Here is an 18,860-nt window from a genome sequence, read left to right as displayed (position 1 = left end):
GATCAAGCATCCCAGAGGGAGCCGAAGGCCAGGAGTTCGTCCCGGTATTCGATGCGGCCCTCCCACTCGCGGGGCCAGACGTCCGCGCCGAGGTGGGCGCCCGCGAAGGCGCCCGCGAGGCAGGCGATCGAGTCGGAGTCGCCCTTCGTGCAGGCCGCGCGGCGCAGGGCCAGGAGGGGTTCCTCCGGGAAGAGCAGGAAGCACTGCAGGGCCGTGGCGAGGGCCTCCTCCGCGATCCAGCCGTCGCCGGTGGTCAGGCAGGGGTCCGTCTCCGGGGAGGGGGCCCGCAGGGCGGCCGCCAGCCGGTCCAGCACCGCCAGGCAGTCGTCCCAGCCCCGCGCGATGAAGGACTCCGCGGTGGCGTCGGAGGCCGTCCGCATCCAGAGGTCGCCGAGCCAGCGCTCGTGGTAGCGGGTGCGGTTCTCCAGGGCGTACGAGCGCAGCCGCCCGACCAGGCCCGTCACTTCGGTGCCCGCCGCCAGCAGGTACACGGCGCGCGCCGTCAGGTCGGAGGCGGCCAGGGCCGTCGGGTGGCCGTGGGTGAGGGCCGACTGGAGCTGGGCGGCGCCGGCCCGTTCCTCCTCGGTCCAGCCGGGGACCAGCCCCACCGGGACCACCCGCATGTTCGCGCCGCAGCCCTTGGAACCGGTCTGGCTGGCGTCGCGCCAGTCCCGCTCGGGGTGGTCCAGCAGCCGGCAGGCGGTCAGACAGGTGTTGCCCGGCGCCCGGTTGTTCTCCGGGGAGTGGTACCAGTCGACGTACTCCTCCCGGACGGGCCGGGTCAGGCGCAGGGGGCCGATGCGGCCGCGCTCCATCGCCGTCCGGATGCCGCGCGCGAGGGCGAGGGTCATCTGGGTGTCGTCCGTGACGATCGCCGGGCGGGGCAGCCCCATCTCGCGCCACGGCCCCGTCTTGGCGAGGATCGACGGGACGTCGTGGAACTCCGTCGGGAAGCCGAGGGCGTCGCCCAAGGCCAGGCCGATCAGGGCGCCCGTCGCCGCGCGCTTGGTGGTCGTCGTCATCGGTGGTGTCCTTCCGAGGGGCGGAGCAGGGGCGGGTGCAGGGAGGTGGCCGGTCCGGGCCGGTACAGCGCGGCCGGTTTGCCGCGGCCGCCGGTCAGCCGGGCGGCTCCCGGTACGGCCTCGACGAAGCCGGGGGTGGCCAGGACCTTGCGGCGGAAGTTGGGGCGGTCCAGGGCGGTGTCCCAGACTGTCTCGTAGACGGCCTGGAGTTCCCCGAGGGTGAATTCGGGCGGGCAGAAGGCGGTGGCCAGGCAGGTGTACTCCAGCTTCGAGCCGACCCGCTCCCGCGCGTCCGCCAGGATCACCGCGTGGTCGAAGGCCAGGCCGGCGACCTCCCCGACCGGCACCCAGCGGGCGTGGGCCGCGTCGCCGCCGCCCTGCGCCACCGGCTCCGGCATGTCCGGCACCAGCGCCGTGAAGGCCACCGAGACCACCCGCATCCGGGGATCGCGGTCCGGCTCGCTGTACGTGCGCAGCTGCTCCAGGTGCAGGCCGGCCACCAGGGCCGCCGACAGACCGGTCTCCTCGGCCAGTTCGCGGCGGGCGGCCGCCTCCGCCGATTCGCGGGGCAGGACGAAGCCGCCGGGGAGCGCCCAGGCCCCCGCGTACGGCTCCTGCCCGCGCCGGATCAGCAGCACGTGCAGCCCACCGCCCCGTACGGTGAACACCGCGAGGTCGACGGTGACCGCGAACGGTTCGAAGGCGTGCGGGTCGTAGCCCGCGGGCAGCGCCCCGCTCATCGGGTCTCCGGCAGCGGATCGGCGAAGTACCAGCCCTCGGCGAGCAGTTCGTCGACCGCCGCCACGGCCGCCGCCAGCCGCTCCTCGCGGTCGCCCCGTACGAGGAGGAAACGCCTGCCGGTGCGCTCCAGTTCCTCCCGGAACCGCCCGGTCATCCAGGGCCGCAGGTGCGGTCCGTCCCGCAGCCCGTCGTCCTCGAAGGGCACGTCGGCGTGGTCCGTCAGCAGGTAGAGGTCCCGCCGGGTGAGGGAGGCGGCCTTCTCGACCTCCTCGCTGCGGCCTCCCGTGTACCTCTCGTGCCAGATGCCGGTGGCGAAGGAATCGGTGTCGCAGAACAGCACCGGGGAGCCCAGCCGGGCCGCCCGCTCCTCGTCCGCGTCCTGGCGCCGGGCGATGACCGGGAACTCCTCCGAGGTGAAGGAGACGTCCGCCCAGGTGGCCGCGGGATCGGCCGCGCGGGCCGCCGCCAGCTTCTCCTCGCTGTACCGGCGCCCGTACTCGGCGACCCAGCCCGTGGCGGCCCACGCCCCGCCGCGCCGCCGGTAGTGCGCGGCCAGCGCCCGTGACAGCGTCGTCGTCCCGGTCGACTCGGCGCCGAGTACGACGACCCGCCGGGTCAGGGAGGCGCGTACGGCCGGCCCCAGGAAGTCCCAGCAGCCGACGGGGTCCGCCCGTACCGCCGTCCCGGAGACCGGGAACAGGGTTCGCGCCGGGTCCACGCAGACCTCCTCGGCGCCGAACCGCCGGGCGAGCTCGGTCCCGTACTCCTCCGAGGTGAAGACGCCGTCCACCGGCCCGGCCACGGCGGACCGGAAGATCGCCATGTGCGCCTCCCAGACGGCCGGGTCGTGCAGGTCGACCGGGACGTCGTCGACCGCGCCGACGACCTCCGCGCCCGGGTGCGCCTCGCGCATCCAGGCGACCCGGTCGGCGAGCGGGACCGATTCCACGGAGGCCGCGCAGACCAGCACCGTCAGCTGTTCGCACTGGTCCTGGGCGGTGCGCACCAGGTGGTGGTGGCCGGCGTGCGGCGGATAGAACTTGCCGAGGACCAGGCCGTGCCGGTAGCGCCTCACGCCCTCGCCTCCAGGACCGTACGGGCGCCCCGGGCCGGGAGCGTCCGCCGCCAGCCCAGCAGGCCGACCACGCACAGCGCGAGGAAGCCGACGTAGAGGACGGAGGTGAGGTAGAGCTCCTTGTAGGCGTAGAGCGGGATGTAGACGAGGTCTGCGGCGATCCACAGCCACCAGGACTCGACGAGCTTGCGGCACTGGCCGTAGGTGGCCGCGAGCGAGAGCCCGGTCGTCAGGGCGTCCCAGAACGGGACGGTGGAGTCGGTGACTGCTCCCAGCAGCAGGGTCAGGCCGAGCACCCCCACCGCCCCCGCCGCGGCCAGCCAGGCCCATTCGGTGCGCGTGGTGCGGCGCACCGGCAGTGCCTCGGTGGTTCCTGGTCCACCCCCGTGGGTCCAGGACCACCAGCCGTACGCGGCGAGGGCGATGAAGACGATCTGCAGGCCGGCGTCGGCGTAGAGGCCGGCCTGGGCGAAGAGCACGATGAAGAAGATGTTGTTGGCGATGCCGATCGGCCAGTTGGCGACGTGCTGCCGGGCCACGAGCCAGACGCACAGGGCACCAGTGGCGAATCCGAGTACCTCGGTCCAGCTCACGACGACCCCTCCCTTTAATAGTCATGTTGACTATAAACAGGAATGGGGGTGCCGGACAAGGGAAAAGCCCGCGGCGCCGTGAGGCACTGCGGGCTTTCCTTGGTCCCGGCCCTGGTACGGGCCCTGGTCCTGCGGGCTACAGACCGACCTCGCGCATCAGCATGCCGACCTCGGTGTTGGTCAGGCGGCGCAGCCAGCCGGACTTCTGGTCGCCCAGCTCGATCGGGCCGAAGGAGGTCCGGACGAGCTTCTCGACCGGGAAGCCGGCCTCCGCCATCATGCGGCGGACGATGTGCTTGCGGCCCTCGTGGAGGGTCACCTCCACCAGGTAGTTCTTGCCGACCTGGTCGACGACGCGGAAGTGGTCGGCGCGGGCGTACCCGTCCTCCAGCTCGATGCCGTCCTTGAGGCGCTTGCCGATCTCGCGCGGCAGCGGGCCGGTGATGGCGGCGACGTAGGTCTTCTTCACGCCGTACTTCGGGTGCGTGAGGCGGTGGGCCAGCTCACCGTGGTTGGTGAGCAGGATGATGCCCTCGGTCTCGGTGTCGAGCCGGCCGACGTGGAAGAGACGCGTCTCACGGTTGGTGACGTAGTCGCCCAGGCACTGACGGCCGTCGGGGTCCTCCATGGTGGAGACGACACCGGCGGGCTTGTTCAGCGCGAAGAAGAGGTACGACTGGGTGGCGACGGTCAGGCCGTCCACCTTGATCTCGTCCTTCGGCTGGACGCGCTTGCCCTGCTCCAGCACGATCTCGCCGTTGACCTCGACGCGGGCCTGCTCGATGAGCTCCTCGCAGGCGCGGCGCGAGCCCATGCCGGCGCGGGCGAGCACCTTCTGCAGGCGCTCACCCTCCTCCTCGGCGCCCGGGAAGGTCTTGGGGGTCTTGATCACGGGCTTGTCCGCGTACCGGTCGCGCACGCGCTCCTCGATCCGCGCGTCCAGCTCACGCGGGCGGGACTGGCCGCTGCGGCTGCCCGGGCCGCGGCGCGGGCCGCCGGCCCCGCCGATGCCGGGGGTCTTGGAGGTCTTGGGTCCGCCCTTGGCGCCACCGCGCGCGGCCGCGCCGCGGGCGCCGCCGCCACCGGCCTTGGGGCCGCTGCGGCCGCTGCGCTCGCCCTCGGGGCCCACGTCGTAGCGGCGCTCCTCGGGACGGGGGTTGCGGATGCGGGGGGCCGGCTGGTCGCGGTCGCGCGAGTCGGAGCCGCCGCCCTGGTAGCCGCCGCCGGAGGAAGAGCCACCGCGGTAGCCACCGCCGCCGGAGCCGCCGCGGGAGCCGCCCCCACCGGAGGAGCTGCCGCCACGGTAGCCACCGCCGCCGGAGCTGCCGCCGCGGGAGCCACCACCGCCGGTCGAGCTGCCGCGGTAACCACCGCCGCCGGAGGAGGAGCCGCCGCGGGAGCCACCGCGTCCGCCACCACCGCCGCCGCTGCTGTTCCTGTTGCCGCCACCGTTGCCGTTGCCGCTGCTTCGCATCAAAGTTCCGTCGTCTTGTCGTCGTCTTCATCGGTATCCGGTGAGTCCGGATCGAACGACGGCACACCTTCTTGCGTCTCGGCTTCGATCGCGTCCGCCTCGGGGAGGAAGGGCGCGAGCTCCGGGAGCTCGTCCAGGCCTCGTAGGCCCATCCGCTCCAAAAAGTGGTTCGTCGTCCTGTACAGGATCGCACCTGTTTCGGGTTCCGTCCCCGCCTCCTCCACCAGACCCCGCTGGAGGAGGGTCCGCATGACCCCGTCGCAGTTGACTCCGCGGACCGCCGAGACCCGTGACCGGCTCACCGGCTGGCGGTACGCGACGACCGCCAGGGTCTCCAGGGCCGCCTGGGTGAGGCGGGCCTGCTGGCCGTCCAGTACGAAGCCCTCGACGGCCGGGGCGTACTCCGCCCGGGTGTAGAAACGCCAGCCGCCGGCGACGGGGCGCAGCTCGAAGCCGCGGCCCTGGCGGGTGTACTCGTCGGCGAGCTCGCGCAGCGCGTCCGCGACCTCGCGCGGGGTGCGTTCCAGCACCTTGGCGAGGTGCGCCTCGGTCGCGGGCTCGTCCACGACCATGAGGACGGCCTCCAGGGCGGGCTTCAGAGCCAGCGCGGCGACCGCGCTCGCCGGGCTCGTGTCGCTGCTCAATCCTTCGCCTCCACGATCTGGTCGAACTCGTCGGTCACGGTCGGCATGCCGTCGCCGTCGCCGCCGCTCCAGCGCACGGTCAGGAGCTGCAGGGCCTCCTCCTGGTCCAGGACCACCGCCTTCTCGCGGTAGAGCTCCAGGAGCGCCAGGAAGCGCGCGACGACGGTGAGGGTGTCCCCTGCGTCCTCGGTGAGCTCCTGGAAGGTGGCCTCGCCGCGGGCCTTCAGCATCCGTACGACGAGGCCGGCCTGCTCGCGCACGCTGACGAGCGGCGCGTGGATGTGGTCCACGTAGACCTGGGGCTTGGCCTTGGGCTGCATGGCCTTGACCGCGAGGCGGGCGAAACCCTCCGGGCCGATGCTGATGACGACCTCGGGCAGCAGGTCGGCGTGGTGCGGCTCCAGCCCCACGGTGCGCGGGTAGCGCCTGCCCTCGGCCTCCGCCCGGCGCTCGAAGATGTCGGCGATCTGCTTGTACGCCCGGTACTGGAGCAGGCGGGCGAAGAGCAGGTCGCGGGCCTCCAGCAGGGCGAGGTCGGCCTCGTCCTCGACCTCGGCGGCCGGCAACAGCCGGGCGGCCTTCAGGTCGAGCAGGGTGGCTGCGACGACGAGGAACTCGGTGGTCTGGTCGAGGTCCCAGTCGGGTCCCATGGCCCGGATGTGCGCCATGAACTCGTCGGTGACCTTCGACAGCGCCACCTCGGTGACGTCGAGCTTGTGCCTCGAGATCAGCTGGAGGAGCAGATCGAAGGGACCCTCGAAGTTGGCGAGCCGCAGCGTGAACCGCCCGTCACCGCCGGCGGGGCCCGCCGTGTGCGGATCCCCGGTCCCGACCGGGCCGCCCTCCGCCGGGCCGGCTCCCGCGGGGCTCGGGGTGCGCGGGGCCCCGGCCGGGTCGCCGGCCTCCGCCGGCGCGGGTGCGGGTGCGGGTGCCCCGTCGTCGGGGTCCGTGCGGACCTCAGGGGGAGCCGGGGCTCCGCCCGGCAGGGCCCCCGCGGCGGTCTCGCGGGTACGCACCTCTGCGCGGGCCGCGGCGGCGGCACTGGCTTCGGCGGGGAGCCCGTCACGGCCCTCCAGGGGCCCGTCAGCGGGTCCGTGGCCCTCCCCGGGCTCCGGACCGCCGTCGGGGTGCCCGGGCCGCGCAGCGGGCGGCTCAGGGGCGTCCTCCGGCGCACCGGGTCCGCGGCCCAGGAGTCGCCGGGTCGGTCGGCCGGGTTCGGCGGGGAGGGGCATCGCGGTCCAGGTGGTGCGCAGCGGGTGGCGGGGCGGCGGGATGACCCGCGGCCACGAGCAGCCTAGGGGGTGTCCCGCCGATCGGGCCGGATGGGCCCGCGCGGCCCGGTGCCGCAGCGATGTGCGGGGCCGGGCCGCGGGGGCCCGGCGTGAGCCGGAAGACGGGCGCCGCCGGTCAGCGGCCGCGGAGGCGGCGGACCAGGATGCTCGCGTCCCCCCGGGACTCCAGGTCGGCGAGGACGACCGCCACCGCCTCGCGGACGATGCGGCCGCGGTCGACCGCCAGGCCGTGCTCCCCGCGCAGCACCAGCCGCGCGTGCTCCAGGTCCATGAGCTCCTCGGCGGAGACGTAGACCGTGATCTTCTCGTCGTGCCGCTCGCGCCCGCTGGGCCGCCGGTTGGCGCCCCGGCCCTGCCCCTTGCCCCGCCGCTCCGGCTGGGCGGCTCCGTTGACAGCGCCGCCGGAGCTGACAGAACCTTCCTGCGGCCGCCGCGGTGCGCCCACCACGGGCTCCGGGCCGGCCTGGGCCTCCCGGCTGCGGCTCTCCCCCGCCGCGCCCTCGGCCGAGCCGGCCGAGTGCTCGGCGGCAGGAGCCTCGTCGGCGCCCCGCCTGGGCGAGGAGGACTGCAGGGCCATCCCACCGGTCGTACGGAACAGTTCGTCGGCTCCGGGCAGACTCACTCGGCGTGACACCGGGCGAGCACCTCCCTGGCCAGCTGGCGATAGGCGGCGGCGCCGACGGAGTTGGAGGCGTACGTCGTGATCGGCTCACCGGCGACCGTGGTCTCCGGGAAGCGCACCGTGCGGCCGATGACCGTGTGGTAGACGTGGTCGTCGAAGGCCTCGACGACGCGCGCCAGCACCTCACGGCTGTGCACCGTACGGGAGTCGTACATCGTGGCGAGGATGCCGTCGAGCTCCAGCTCGGGGTTGAGCCGCTCCTGCACCTTCTCGATGGTCTCGGTCAGCAGCGCCACGCCGCGCAGCGCGAAGAACTCGCACTCCAGCGGGACGATGACCTTGTGAGCCGCCGTCAGGGCGTTCACGGTCAGCAGACCGAGCGAGGGCTGACAGTCGATCACGATGTAGTCGTAGTCGGCCATCAGGGGCTTCAGGGCCCGCTGCAGGGTGGACTCGCGCGCGACCTCGCTGACCAACTGCACTTCGGCAGCGGACAGGTCGATGTTGCTCGGCAGCAGGTCCATGTTGGGGACCGCCGTCTTGAGCAGCACCTCGTCGGCCGACATGCCCCGCTCCATGAGCAGGTTGTAGACCGTCAGGTCGAGTTCCATCGGGTTCACGCCGAGGCCCACGGACAGCGCGCCCTGCGGGTCGAAGTCGACGAGCAGCACGCGGCGCCCGTACTCGGCGAGAGCGGCACCCAGGTTGATGGTCGACGTGGTCTTGCCCACGCCGCCCTTCTGGTTGCACATCGCGATGATCTTCGCGGGACCGTGGTCGGTCAGCGGACCCGGGATGGGGAAGTACGGGAGCGGGCGTCCGGTCGGGCCGATCCGCTCACGGCGCTGGCGGGCAGCGTCGGGGGCGAGGGTGGCCGCGTACTCGGGGTCCGGTTCGTACTCCGCGTCGGGGTCGTAGAAGTGCCCTTCGGGCACATTGTCGTAGTCGGCGAAACCAGTGGGCTTTTCGCCGCTCAGGTCGCCGGCCCTGGAGTTCACGTCTAGGCCGTCCATGCTCTTTTGGGGCGTCGTCATGTGCTGGTGGTTTGCGAAGGTGCGGACTGCGACGGAGCCGACAGCCTCGAGCCCGGCGGGGTTCTGGCCCCGCTCCGGCGTCCCTGCTCGACCACCCCCAGGAGCAAATGTCGACTCATTCACAAGTCGTCTTACCTCCTCGGACGTGACCAGGACACTTATCGATAGGTCAGCGTGGCACCATGCCGACGGTTGGCGACTCTATGGCGTGTCACCACTCAGCGGCAACACAATCCGCCGGACCCGGCACGATGTGTCGGCAACCGAACACCACTCTGTCAAGGGCGCACGAGCTGTCGCCGCGAAGTTTCGCGGGTGCGCGAAAGGGTTAAAGGGTTACGTTCGAGGCGAGTTGAGCGGCTCCGCGACGACCCCCGCAAACGCGTCCGGCCGAACCTTGCGGGCAAGGTCCGGCCGGAGACGTGAGATTGACGTCAGTCGTTGACGTTTCAGCCGAGCAGCGCGCTCAGCTCAAGGGTCTGCAGGCCGTGGGCCTCGGCGACCGGACCGTAAACGACCTGGCCGTCATGGGTGTTGAGGCCCAGGGCGAGCGCGGGGTCACGACGCAGCGCCTCGACCCAGCCGAGGTTCGCGAGCTGCACGATGTAGGGCAGCGTGGCGTTGGTCAGCGCATAGGTGGAGGTGTTCGGCACCGCGCCCGGCATGTTGGCGACGCAGTAGAAGACCGAGTTGTGGACCGTGAAGGTCGGCTCGGCGTGGGTGGTCGGACGGGAGTCCTCGAAGCAGCCGCCCTGGTCGATCGCAATGTCGACAAGGACACTTCCGGGCTTCATCTTGGCGACGAGCTCGTTGGTGACCAGCTTCGGGGCCTTCGCACCCGGGATCAGCACCGCACCGATGACGAGGTCGGCCTCGATGACGGCCTTCTCCAGCTCGTAGGCGTTGGAGACGATCGTCTTGATCTTCGTACCGAAGATCTTGTCGGCCTCGCGGAGCTTGTTGATGTCACGGTCCAGCAGGGTCACGTGGAAGCCCATGCCGATGGCGATCTGCGCGGCGTTCCAGCCGGAGACGCCGCCGCCGATGACCACGCACTCACCGGCGTGGGTGCCGGGGACGCCGCCCGGGAGCACGCCGCGGCCGCCGGCCGAGCGCATCAGGTGGTAGGCGCCGACCTGCGGGGCCAGGCGGCCCGCGACCTCGGACATCGGGGCGAGCAGCGGCAGCGCGCGGTTGGCGAGCTCGACCGTCTCGTACGCGATGGCGGTGGTGCCGGACTCCAGCAGGGCGTCCGTGCACTCGCGGGAGGCCGCCAGGTGCAGGTAGGTGAAGAGGGTCTGGTCCTTGCGGAGGCGGTGGTACTCCTCCGCGATGGGCTCCTTGACCTTCAGCAGCAGGTCGGCGGTCGCCCAGACCTCATCGGCGGTACCGAGGATCTCGGCTCCGGCGGCGACGTACTCGGCGTCCGTGATCGAGGAGCCGACACCGGCGTTCTGCTCGATGAAGACCTGGTGGCCGTTGCGGACCAGCTCATGCACGCCGGCGGGCGTGATGGCGACCCGGAACTCGTTGTTCTTGACCTCGCGGGGGATGCCGACCTTCATCGTCGATCACGGTCCTTGACTCGGGGGGAAATAACGGGGCACTTCCATACATACCCGCCCACAAGTACGCGCAACGGGATGCACCACGAGATGACGTGGTGAAGCCAGTTTAATGAAGGATGAACTCGTGTCTAGCCTTGCAAACAAATAATCTTAGTCGGAATCACTACGGATTTCGCAGGCTGCGGGGTCGTCTCCCAGCAACCTGTCGGCTGCGGAGCGGTGCAGCCGGGCGGCCGCGGGGTCCCCCAGCCGGTCGAGCGTGTCGGCCAGCCGGACCTGCAGCGCGGCCTGCAGTCGCTGGTCCCCGGCCCGGCGCGCCAGCTCCACCGCCTCCCGGCAGGTGTGCAGCGATTCCTCGGGGCGGCCGGCGTACTCCTGGACCCGTGCCATCTCGCTCAACGCCTTTGCCTGACCCGGGACATCGGCCAGTCGCCGGTAGCCGGCTGCGGCGGCCCGCCAACTGCGCAGCGCGTCCCCGTACCGGCCCGCGTACGTGTGCACGTTGCCGAGCCGCCCGTACAGCCGGGCCTCGTCCGGGCGCTCACCCCGCGCGAGGGCCTGGGCCAGCGCCCGGCCGAACCAGTCGGCGGCCCGGTGCCAGTCCGCCAGCTCCTGGTACGCGCCTCCTACGGATTCCATCGCGCGGCCCGTCGCGTACGGGTCGTTCGCGGCCCGTCCGGCCTGCAGCGCGGCCCGGTAGCGGTCGAGGGCCTCCTGGGTCCGGCCGGTCTCGGCGTCCAGGTCGGCCAGGTTCAGCAGCGCGGCGGCCTGCTCCCGGTGCAGGCCCCGGCGCTCGGCCACGTCCAGGACCAGCCGGTGCAGCCCGTACAGCTCGGGGGCGGCCTCGGCGGTGCCGCGGTGCTCCGCGAGGGCCCGTACGAGGGCGGCGATCAGCCGGCGGGCCAGGGTGTCGAGCTCGCCGTCGGCCACGGCGAGGGAGGCCGCGGCCGAGAGTGCGGGCAGCCGGGTGTCCAGCCAGGTGGCGGCGGCCCGCCGGTCGGGGAAGCGCAGGGCACGCGGCAGTCCCTCCAGCTTCTCCCGCACGTCCACACCGTCCTCCTCGCCCTCGGCCATGGCCCTGCAGGAGTGCAGCAGCCGTACGGTGCGCTCCAGCATCCGGGCACGTGCGAGCTGGACCTCCGCGGGGCGCTCCTTGGTCTCGAGCAGGGCCTGTAGCTGGGGCGTGAGGCAGCCGGGCAGCAGAAACAGGCCCTCGGGGGCCTGGCGCAGCAGGCCCAGCCCGGCGAAGTCGTCGAGCGTGGACTGGGCCGCGGCCACGGAGCAGCCGGCGAGGGCGGAGGCGGCGTGCGAGTCGACGATGCCGGCGGGGGCCAGCGGCAGCAGCCGCAGGGTCCGCTGGGCGGGCTGCGGCAGGGATTCGTAGACGAGGCGGAAGCCCCGGACGAGCGGCCCGCCGGTACCGACGGGCATGTCGTGCAGCTGCTTGGCCACGTCGGCGACGGAGGCCTTGGGGTGGGCGGCGAGCCAGCCGCCGACGAGGGCGAGCGCGGCGGGCTGGCCGCCGCATTCCTCGGCGAGGGCCTCGGCGGCGCGGGGATCGGCGGTGACGCGGGTGTCGCCGATGCGCTGCGCGAGCATCTCCACGGCGGACGGGGTGTCCAGTCCGCCGAGGGTGCACGGCCGGACGTCGGGGATCCCGGTGAGCGGCCCTTCGGCGGTGACGACGACGAGGCACTCGGGGGTGTCCGGCAGCAGGGCGTCGACCTGGTGCGGGTCGGCGGCGTCGTCGACGAGGATGACCGCCCGGCGCCCGTGCAGCGCGGCGCGCAGGGCTGAGCTGAGCTCGTCCTCACCGGCCCCGGGGGGCGTGGGCCGGCCCAGCCCTTCCAGCAGGCCCCTGAGGGCCCGGTCGGTGGCCACCGTCTCCCCGCCGGGTGCGGTGAGGCGGGTCCGGAGCACCCCGTCGGGGTACTGATCGGCGACCTCGCTCACGAACGCCTCGGCGAGGGCGGTCCGCCCGGACCCCGGTCGCCCGGCGACCAGCAGCACGCGGGCGCGGGGCGCTTTGGCCTTGCGGCCCGAGAGGGTGTCGAGCCCGGTCCGTGCGATGTCCTCGCGCAGCTCCTTGAGCTCACGCCGCCGCCCGACGAAATCCGTCACGGATCCGCTCCTCTCCCTGCCTTCGGATTGCGAGCGTAGTTCACGCAGAGCGACGACCAGGGTGGAGCGCGGCGGACAAATCCCCCAATCGGATCAGCCGATGGTCCTCTTTTTCACGCGCCGCTCGCGCGGATGGGGCCTGGCGTGGCCGTCCGGCTGCGCGGGTGGGCCGGGGGCGCCTCCCGGCGGGAGCCGGGGGCGGCTGCGTCCGTCATCCTGGCGGGCGGGCGCATGGCTGTGCCCAGGGTCGTGCCAGGGTCGGGTCGCTGCCTGCGGGCCCGCCGCTGCGCGGAGCTGTCCCCTACCCGCCCTTCCACCGTTCCCCGGGACTCCGCCCCGGACCCCCACACCCCCACGGCGCTCCGCGCCCGCGCCTCAAACGCCGGCGGGGCTGGAATTGGCTGCTGCCGTGCGCCCGGCACGGCTGATTGCCCACGGGCAATCCCAGCCCCGCCGGGCCCACCCCAGCCACGCCGGCGTTTGAGGCGCGGGGACGGGCCGCGGTAGTGGCGGCGGGTCCCAGGGCTACGCCTCGTACGGCCTGGCCGGCCACGGGGCCAGGGCGGGGCGCAGCGACTCCACCCCGCCGGAGGCGAGGGCGGCGGACAGCGCCAGGACGCCCGACACCAGGCCGGGATTGCCCAGCCGGCCCGCCAGGACCCCGGCGACCAGGTCCGCGAGGGGGACCCGCGCGAGCTCCATGTCCGCTTCCTCCTCGGAGACCTCGTACCGCTCGCCCTCGGCCTCCGAGAGGCCCCGGGCGAGGAAGACCCGGATCGCCTCGTCGGACCCGCCGGGCGAGGCGAAGAAGTCGACGAGGACCCGCCAGTCCTCGGCCTTGACGTGTGCCTCTTCGTACAGCTCCCGCTCCGCGGCGTGCAGCGGGTTCTCCCCCGGCACGTCCAGCAGTCCCGCCGGCAGCTCCCACAGCCGGTGCCGCACAGGGTGGCGGAACTGCTTGATCACCAGTACCCGCTGCTCCTCGTCGAGGGCGAGCACGCACACCGACCCGGGGTGCGCCTGGTAGTCGCGGCGCACCACCGACCGGTCCGGCATCCGCACCTGGTCCGACCTGACTGCGGTCTTCGCGCCCTGGAACGGGGTCCGCGAGGCGATGACCTCCCACGACTCCGGTGTGTCCACGATGTCGTTGCCCATGGCCATGGCCAGTACCTTCCCGAGAACGCGACAGCCGGGGCACGATCCGTGCCCCGGCTGTCTACGTTATGCGGTCAGGCGCTCACTTCGCGGACTGCTGCCGCTCCACGGCCGCCTTGACCAGGCCCGCGAAGAGCGGGTGCGGGCGCGTCGGGCGCGAGCGCAGCTCCGGGTGGGCCTGGGTGGCCACCAGGTAGGGGTGCACCTCGCGCGGGTACTCGACGTACTCGACCAGCTTGTTGTCCGGGGAGGTGCCGGAGAAGACGAGGCCCGCCTTCTTCTCCAGCTCGCCGCGGTACGCGTTGTTGACCTCGTAGCGGTGGCGGTGGCGCTCGTCCACGTACGCCTGGTCGCCGTAGACCTCGCGCACGATGGAGCCCTCGGCGAGCTTCGCCGGGTACATGCCCAGGCGCATGGTGCCGCCCAGGTCGCCCGCGCCCTCGACGAAGGCCAGCTGCTCCTCCATCGTCGAGATGACCGGGTGGGGGGTGGAGGCGTCGAACTCGGTGGAGTTGGCGTCCTCGATGCCCGCGAGGTTGCGCGCCGCCTCGATGACCACGCACTGCAGGCCCAGGCACAGGCCGAGCAGCGGGATCTTGTTCTCGCGGGCGTAGGTGATCGCGCCGACCTTGCCGTTGACGCCGCGGTCGCCGAAGCCGCCGGGCACGCAGATCGCGTCCACGTCGGACAGCTGCGCCTCGGCGCCCGCCGGGGTCTTGCAGTCGTCGGAGGTGACCCACTTGATCTGGACCCGGGCCTTGTTGGCGAAACCGCCGGCGCGCAGCGCCTCGGTCACCGACAGGTAGGCGTCGGGCAGGTCGATGTACTTGCCGACGAGCGCGACCTTGACCTCGTGGTCGGGGTTGTGGACCCGGTCGAGCAGGTCCTCCCACACCGTCCAGTCCACGTCGCGGAACGGCAGGTCGAGCTTGCGCACGACGTAGGCGTCCAGGCCCTCGGTGTGCAGCACCTTCGGGATGTCGTAGATCGACTTGGCGTCGATCGCCGCGACCACGGCCGCCTCGTCGACGTCGCACATCAGCGAGATCTTGCGCTTGATCGAGGTCGGGACGTCGCGGTCGGCGCGCAGCACGATCGCGTCGGGCTGGATGCCGATGTTGCGCAGCGCGGCGACCGAGTGCTGGGTCGGCTTGGTCTTCAGCTCGCCGGAGGGGCCGATGTAGGGCAGCAGCGAGATGTGCACGACGAAGACGTTGTCGCGGCCGACCTCGTGGCGGACCTGGCGGACGGTCTCCAGGAACGGCAGCGATTCGATGTCGCCGACGGTGCCGCCGACCTCGGTGATGACGACGTCGACGTCCTCGGTCGCCATGCGGCGGATGCGGTGCTTGATCTCGTTGGTGATGTGCGGGATGACCTGCACGGTGTCGCCGAGGTACTCGCCGCGCCGCTCCTTGGCGATGACCGTGTTGTAGACCTGGCCGGTGGTGACGTTGGCCGAGCCGTCGAGGTCCACGTCGAGGAAGCGCTCGTAGTGGCCGATGTCCAGGTCGGTCTCGGCGCCGTCGTTGGTGACGAACACCTCGCCGTGCTGGAACGGGTTCATCGTGCCCGGGTCGACGTTCAGGTACGGGTCGAGCTTCTGCATCGTGACCCGCAGGCCGCGCGCCTTCAGCAGCGCACCCAGGCTGGAGGCCGTCAGGCCCTTGCCGAGGGACGAAGCGACACCCCCGGTGACGAAGATGTGCTTGGTCGTCATGGATTTGGGCGGCATCGCCAAGAGGGGGCTCCCGTGGTCGCGAGGTGAGGTGCGTCCGGCGCCGGCCACCGTCGATCCGGAAGGGTCTCAGGGGGCGCCGAAGCTGCGGTTTCGGGGCTCCTGATTCGCACAGGCAGACCACCGGTCCACGGGGTACCAGCCTATCAGCGCCCGGGCCCGTCCGCCTCCGGCCACGCTGTGCGCGGGTTCCGTGCGGGGGCGCGGCGAGGGCGCCGGGGCCGCATCTGCGCTGCTCACCCGTTTGGGGGAGCCGCGTTCTTCCGGGGCTTAAGGGGATCACTAGGGTGCCCGTCATATCCTGCTCGGATATTGCACACATCGCCGCCGAGCAGTCCGTCGCATGGCTCTCACCGGGCCGACATACGGAATCATGGGCTCAACGCGGAGATCCCTACACACAGGAGACCGCGCAACCAGCGCAATGCAAGCGCCCTTCGGGGTGGACGTGACCGTTCGACTGGAGATGCAACGTGTCCGGGCGCATCGAGGATTACGCACTGATCGGGGACATGCAGACCGCCGCGTTGGTCTGCCGGGACGGGGCGGTGGACTGGCTGTGTCTGCCCCGTTTCGACTCCCATGCCGTGTTCGCGAGCATTCTCGGCACCGAGGATCACGGGTTCTGGCGGATCGGCCCGGCGTTCGCGGCCGGCTCCGAGGCCCCGCGCGCCGCCCGCCGCCGCTACCGCGGCGACTCGCTGGTGCTGGAATCGGAGTGGGACACCCCGCGCGGAACGGTGCGCGTGATCGATTTCATGCCGCCCCGCGAGGACCACGCGCCGCAGCTCATCCGTATCGTCGAGGGCGTCAGCGGGCGTGTGAAGATGCACTCCGCCCTGCGCATGCGGTTCAGCTACGGGCGGGTGGTGCCCTGGGTGCACAAGGTCGACGGGCGCACGGTCGCCGTGGCCGGCCCCGACTCCGTGTGGCTGGACACCGATGCGCAGACGTACGGCAAGGACCTGACCACGTACTCCGACTTCACCGTCGGGCCGGGCGACCGGATGGCGTTCAGCATCAGCTGGGAGCGCTCGCACCGGGGCGCGCCGGAGGCCCCCGACGCCGAGGCGGCGCTCGACTCGACCACCGAGTTCTGGCGCGAGTGGGTCGAGCAGTGCACGTACCACGGGCCCTACCGGGAGGCCGTGGTCCGCTCCCTGATCACGCTCAAGGCCCTCACGTACGGCCCCACCGGCGGGATCGTCGCCGCGCCGACCACCTCCCTGCCGGAGGAGATCGGCGGGGTCCGCAACTGGGACTACCGCTACACGTGGCTGCGCGACGCAGCCATCACCCTGTCCTCGCTGCTGCGCACCGGCTACCGCGAGGAGGCCCGCGCCTGGCGCGAGTGGCTGCTGCGCGCGGTGGCGGGCGACCCGGAGAACCTGCAGATCATGTACGGCATCGCGGGCGAGCGGGAGCTCGGCGAGACCGAGCTGGACTGGCTGCCCGGCTACGAGAACTCCCGCCCGGTCCGTGTCGGCAACGGCGCCGCCGGGCAGCTCCAGCTCGACGTGTACGGCGAGGTCACCGAGGCCCTGCACCTGGGTCACATGACCGGCCTGGCCCGCAGCGACTACGCGTCGCTGCTCCAGCTCAAGCTGATCCGCTACCTGGAGACCCACTGGGACCAGCCCGACGAGGGGATCTGGGAGGTGCGCGGGCCGCGCCGCCACTTCGTGCACTCGAAGGTGATGGCCTGGGTGGCCGTGGACCGCACGATCAAGCTGATCGAGAGCGGGGACGCGGACGGCCCGCTGGAGCGGTGGCGCGAACTGCGCGACGAGATCCACCAGGACGTGTGCGAGAAGGGCTACGACAAGGAGCGCAACACCTTCACCCAGTCGTACGGGTCGCAGGAGCTGGACGCCTCCCTGCTGCTGATCCCGCAGATGGGCTTCCTGCCGCCGGACGACAAGCGGGTCATCGGCACCATCGAGGCGATCCAGCGCGAGCTGTCCACGCCCGACGGTTTCATCCTGCGCTACCCGACGGCGGGCGCGGAGGCGGGCGTGGACGGCTTGGAGGGGGACGAGGGCGCCTTCCTCGCCTGCTCGTTCTGGATGGCCGACGACCTGGCGATGATCGGACGGGTGGACGAGGCGCGGCGGCTCTTCGAGAAGCTGCTGTCGCTCCGCAACGACCTCGGGCTGCTGGCCGAGGAGTGGGACCCGCGGCTCCAGCGCCAGGTCGGGAACTTCCCGCAGGCCTTCAGCCACGTTCCGCTGATCGACACCGCGCTGCGGCTCACCGCGAGCGGGGCGTACGGGGGGTAGGGACGGTCCCGGGGCGCGGATGTACTCGCCGCGCTCCGGTGATCTCCTCCGCCTACGCTGGAAGGGTCCCATGCCCTTTTCGGAAGGGGGAGGCCATGTCGCCCCTCTCGAAGGCGGCCACGGCGCTCGCCGCGCTCCGCGAGGACCTGGCCGGTGACGTCTTCACCCCGGACGATCCGGGATACGACGAGGCCCGGACGGTCTTCAACGCGATGATCGACCGCAGGCCCGCCGTCATCACCCAGTGCGAGAACACGGAGGACGTGGTCACCGCCGTACGGTTCGCCCGGGACCTGGACCTGAAGGTCTCGGTGCGCGGCGGCGGGCACAGCGTCGCCGGGATGTCCCTCAACGACGCCGGCCTGGTCGTGGACCTGCGGCGGATGCACGACGTGACGGTCCATCCGGCGGCCAGGGCGGCCCACATCGGGGGCGGGGCCACGATGAGCCACCTGGACCGGGCCTGCGAGCCGTACGCGCTGGCGACCACCGGCGGCCGGGCCTCCACGACGGGTGTCGGCGGCTTCGTCCTGGGCGGCGGTTCCGGCTGGCTGGACCGGAAGTTCGGCCTGGCGGTGGACAATCTGCTGGGCGTGGACCTGGTGACCGCGGACGGCGAGCTGCTGCAGGTGACCGCGGAGGACCACCCCGACCTGTTCTGGGGGCTGCACGGCGGTGGCGGGAACTTCGGCATCGCCACCTCGCTGACCCTGCGGCTGCACGAACTGCCCGCCATGTCGATAGCGTTCGTGCTGTACCTGCCGGAGCGCGGGCCCGAGGTGGTCCGTGCGTACCGGGACGTCATCGAGGCGGGACCGCCCGAGGCGAGCGGCGCCGCCCTCTACCTGACCGGCCCGCCGGAGGAGTTCGTCCCGTCGCATCTGGTCGGGCTGCTGCTGGCCGGCGTACTGCTGACGTACGCGGGCCCCGAGGAGGAGATGCGCAAGCTCGCCGCACCGCTGCTGGCGATCCCCCACGAGTCCGAGATCGTCACCGCCATCCCGTACGCCGACCTCCAGTGCATGATCGACGACCCGCCCGGGATGCGGAACTACTGGTCGGCGGAGTACCTCACCGGTGTGCCGGACGCGCTCGTGGACGCGTTCTGCGCCCGCGCCGACTCGATGCCGGTCCCGACCGGCACCCAGCACCTGATCTGGCCGCAGGGCGGCGCGATCGCCTCGGCGCCGGGCGACTATCCCGTGCCGTACCGCGACGCGGCCTGGGCGGTGCACCCCTTCGGGATCTGGGAGGACCCGGCCGACGACGAACGGGTGCGCCAGTGGGTCAAGGACGTCCGCGCCGATGTCCAGCCGTGGAGCACCGGCGCGGTCTACCTGAACTTCACCGGGGACGAGGGCCACGACCGGGTGGTCGCGGGCCTCGGCGCCGAGAACATGCGGCGGCTGGGCGAGCTGAAGCGGCGGTACGACCCGGACAACGTCTTCCGCTTCAACCACAACATCAAGCCGACCTGACCGGGGCACCCGGTCACCGGG

15 protein-coding genes are annotated in these 18,860 nt (G+C 72.3%); 2 read left to right on the top strand and 13 right to left on the bottom strand.

Translation table 11 applies throughout. The annotated features are described in order from the left end of the window. Nucleotides 1–2: 2 nt before the first annotated feature. The 13 genes from AB0D48_RS20180 to AB0D48_RS20120 form a co-directional block, all read right to left on the bottom strand. Nucleotides 3–1,022: an ADP-ribosylglycohydrolase family protein gene (locus tag AB0D48_RS20180; RefSeq protein WP_362398320.1), complete on the bottom strand. Its 1,020-nt coding sequence runs from the start codon at nucleotides 1,020–1,022 to the stop codon at nucleotides 3–5. Then, nucleotides 1,019–1,762 carry an NUDIX domain-containing protein gene (locus AB0D48_RS20175; protein WP_362398317.1) on the bottom strand — a complete coding sequence of 248 codons (744 nt, stop codon included), beginning with the start codon at nucleotides 1,760–1,762 and terminating at the stop codon, nucleotides 1,019–1,021. Before AB0D48_RS20175 ends, AB0D48_RS20180 begins: the two co-directional genes overlap by 4 nt. Further along, nucleotides 1,759–2,838, bottom strand: coding sequence for an AAA family ATPase (locus tag AB0D48_RS20170; protein WP_362398314.1), 1,080 nt, complete (start codon nucleotides 2,836–2,838; stop codon nucleotides 1,759–1,761). The genes AB0D48_RS20175 and AB0D48_RS20170 overlap by 4 nt, the downstream gene beginning before the upstream one ends. After that, a complete protein-coding gene (pnuC, locus tag AB0D48_RS20165) occupies nucleotides 2,835–3,431 on the bottom strand; it encodes a nicotinamide riboside transporter PnuC (RefSeq protein ID WP_362398312.1) in 597 nt (198 codons plus the stop codon). The genes AB0D48_RS20170 and pnuC overlap by 4 nt, the downstream gene beginning before the upstream one ends. Nucleotides 3,432–3,567: 136 nt before the next feature. Then, a complete protein-coding gene (locus tag AB0D48_RS20160; RefSeq protein ID WP_362398309.1) occupies nucleotides 3,568–4,905 on the bottom strand; it encodes a pseudouridine synthase in 1,338 nt (445 codons plus the stop codon). Further along, entirely contained in the window at nucleotides 4,905–5,549 is a 645-nt protein-coding gene (gene scpB / locus AB0D48_RS20155) for an SMC-Scp complex subunit ScpB (RefSeq protein ID WP_362398306.1), read from the bottom strand. The genes AB0D48_RS20160 and scpB overlap by 1 nt, the downstream gene beginning before the upstream one ends. Then, a complete protein-coding gene (locus AB0D48_RS20150; protein ID WP_362398303.1) occupies nucleotides 5,546–6,781 on the bottom strand; it encodes a segregation/condensation protein A in 1,236 nt (411 codons plus the stop codon). The genes scpB and AB0D48_RS20150 overlap by 4 nt, the downstream gene beginning before the upstream one ends. A 175-nt stretch (nucleotides 6,782–6,956) precedes the next feature. Next, a complete protein-coding gene (locus AB0D48_RS20145; RefSeq protein WP_362398300.1) occupies nucleotides 6,957–7,475 on the bottom strand; it encodes a hypothetical protein in 519 nt (172 codons plus the stop codon). Beyond that, entirely contained in the window at nucleotides 7,460–8,497 is a 1,038-nt protein-coding gene (locus tag AB0D48_RS20140) for a ParA family protein (protein ID WP_362398297.1), read from the bottom strand. The genes AB0D48_RS20145 and AB0D48_RS20140 overlap by 16 nt, the downstream gene beginning before the upstream one ends. 449 nt (nucleotides 8,498–8,946) lie before the next feature. After that, nucleotides 8,947–10,062 carry an alanine dehydrogenase gene (gene ald, locus AB0D48_RS20135; protein ID WP_362398294.1) on the bottom strand — a complete coding sequence of 372 codons (1,116 nt, stop codon included), beginning with the start codon at nucleotides 10,060–10,062 and terminating at the stop codon, nucleotides 8,947–8,949. 153 nt (nucleotides 10,063–10,215) lie between these two features. Beyond that, on the bottom strand, nucleotides 10,216–12,186 hold the full coding sequence (locus AB0D48_RS20130) for a tetratricopeptide repeat protein (RefSeq protein WP_362398291.1): 1,971 nt from the start codon (nucleotides 12,184–12,186) through the stop codon (nucleotides 10,216–10,218). Nucleotides 12,187–12,711: 525 nt separating this feature from the next. Further along, nucleotides 12,712–13,344, bottom strand: coding sequence for an NUDIX hydrolase (locus tag AB0D48_RS20125; protein WP_362398585.1), 633 nt, complete (start codon nucleotides 13,342–13,344; stop codon nucleotides 12,712–12,714). 82 nt (nucleotides 13,345–13,426) lie between these two features. Further along, nucleotides 13,427–15,079 carry a CTP synthase gene (locus AB0D48_RS20120; RefSeq protein ID WP_362398288.1) on the bottom strand — a complete coding sequence of 551 codons (1,653 nt, stop codon included), beginning with the start codon at nucleotides 15,077–15,079 and terminating at the stop codon, nucleotides 13,427–13,429. A gap of 476 nt (nucleotides 15,080–15,555) precedes the next feature. On the opposite strand from AB0D48_RS20120, the gene AB0D48_RS20115 reads away from it, so the two are divergent. Both AB0D48_RS20115 and AB0D48_RS20110 read left to right on the top strand, forming a co-directional pair. Further along, nucleotides 15,556–17,361, top strand: a complete 1,806-nt coding sequence (locus AB0D48_RS20115; RefSeq protein WP_362398285.1) for a glycoside hydrolase family 15 protein — start codon at nucleotides 15,556–15,558, stop codon at nucleotides 17,359–17,361. 95 nt (nucleotides 17,362–17,456) lie between these two features. Further along, complete coding sequence (locus tag AB0D48_RS20110; protein ID WP_362398282.1) at nucleotides 17,457–18,839, top strand: FAD-binding oxidoreductase; 1,383 nt, start codon at nucleotides 17,457–17,459, stop codon at nucleotides 18,837–18,839. Nucleotides 18,840–18,860: the final 21 nt, after the last annotated feature.

The organism is Streptomyces sp. NPDC048269, from assembly GCF_040652395.1.
GTDB lineage: Bacteria > Actinomycetota > Actinomycetes > Streptomycetales > Streptomycetaceae > Streptomyces.
The sequence above is the reverse complement of the archived record's forward strand: the minus strand, read 5'-3'. Positions and strand labels throughout refer to the sequence as shown.

What these genes read in the sequence shown, in the direction of transcription:
- AB0D48_RS20120 (WP_362398288.1), bottom strand. Translation starts at nt 15,079, where the DNA reads ATGCCGCCCAAATCCATGACGACCAAGCACATCTTCGTCACCGGGGGT.
- AB0D48_RS20180 (WP_362398320.1), bottom strand. Translation starts at nt 1,022, where the DNA reads ATGACGACGACCACCAAGCGCGCGGCGACGGGCGCCCTGATCGGCCTG.
- AB0D48_RS20125 (WP_362398585.1), bottom strand. Translation starts at nt 13,344, where the DNA reads ATGGGCAACGACATCGTGGACACACCGGAGTCGTGGGAGGTCATCGCC.
- AB0D48_RS20110 (WP_362398282.1), top strand. Translation starts at nt 17,457, where the DNA reads ATGTCGCCCCTCTCGAAGGCGGCCACGGCGCTCGCCGCGCTCCGCGAG.
- AB0D48_RS20175 (WP_362398317.1), bottom strand. Translation starts at nt 1,762, where the DNA reads ATGAGCGGGGCGCTGCCCGCGGGCTACGACCCGCACGCCTTCGAACCG.
- AB0D48_RS20150 (WP_362398303.1), bottom strand. Translation starts at nt 6,781, where the DNA reads ATGCCCCTCCCCGCCGAACCCGGCCGACCGACCCGGCGACTCCTGGGC.
- AB0D48_RS20140 (WP_362398297.1), bottom strand. Translation starts at nt 8,497, where the DNA reads ATGACGACGCCCCAAAAGAGCATGGACGGCCTAGACGTGAACTCCAGG.
- AB0D48_RS20160 (WP_362398309.1), bottom strand. Translation starts at nt 4,905, where the DNA reads ATGCGAAGCAGCGGCAACGGCAACGGTGGCGGCAACAGGAACAGCAGC.
- ald (WP_362398294.1), bottom strand. Translation starts at nt 10,062, where the DNA reads ATGAAGGTCGGCATCCCCCGCGAGGTCAAGAACAACGAGTTCCGGGTC.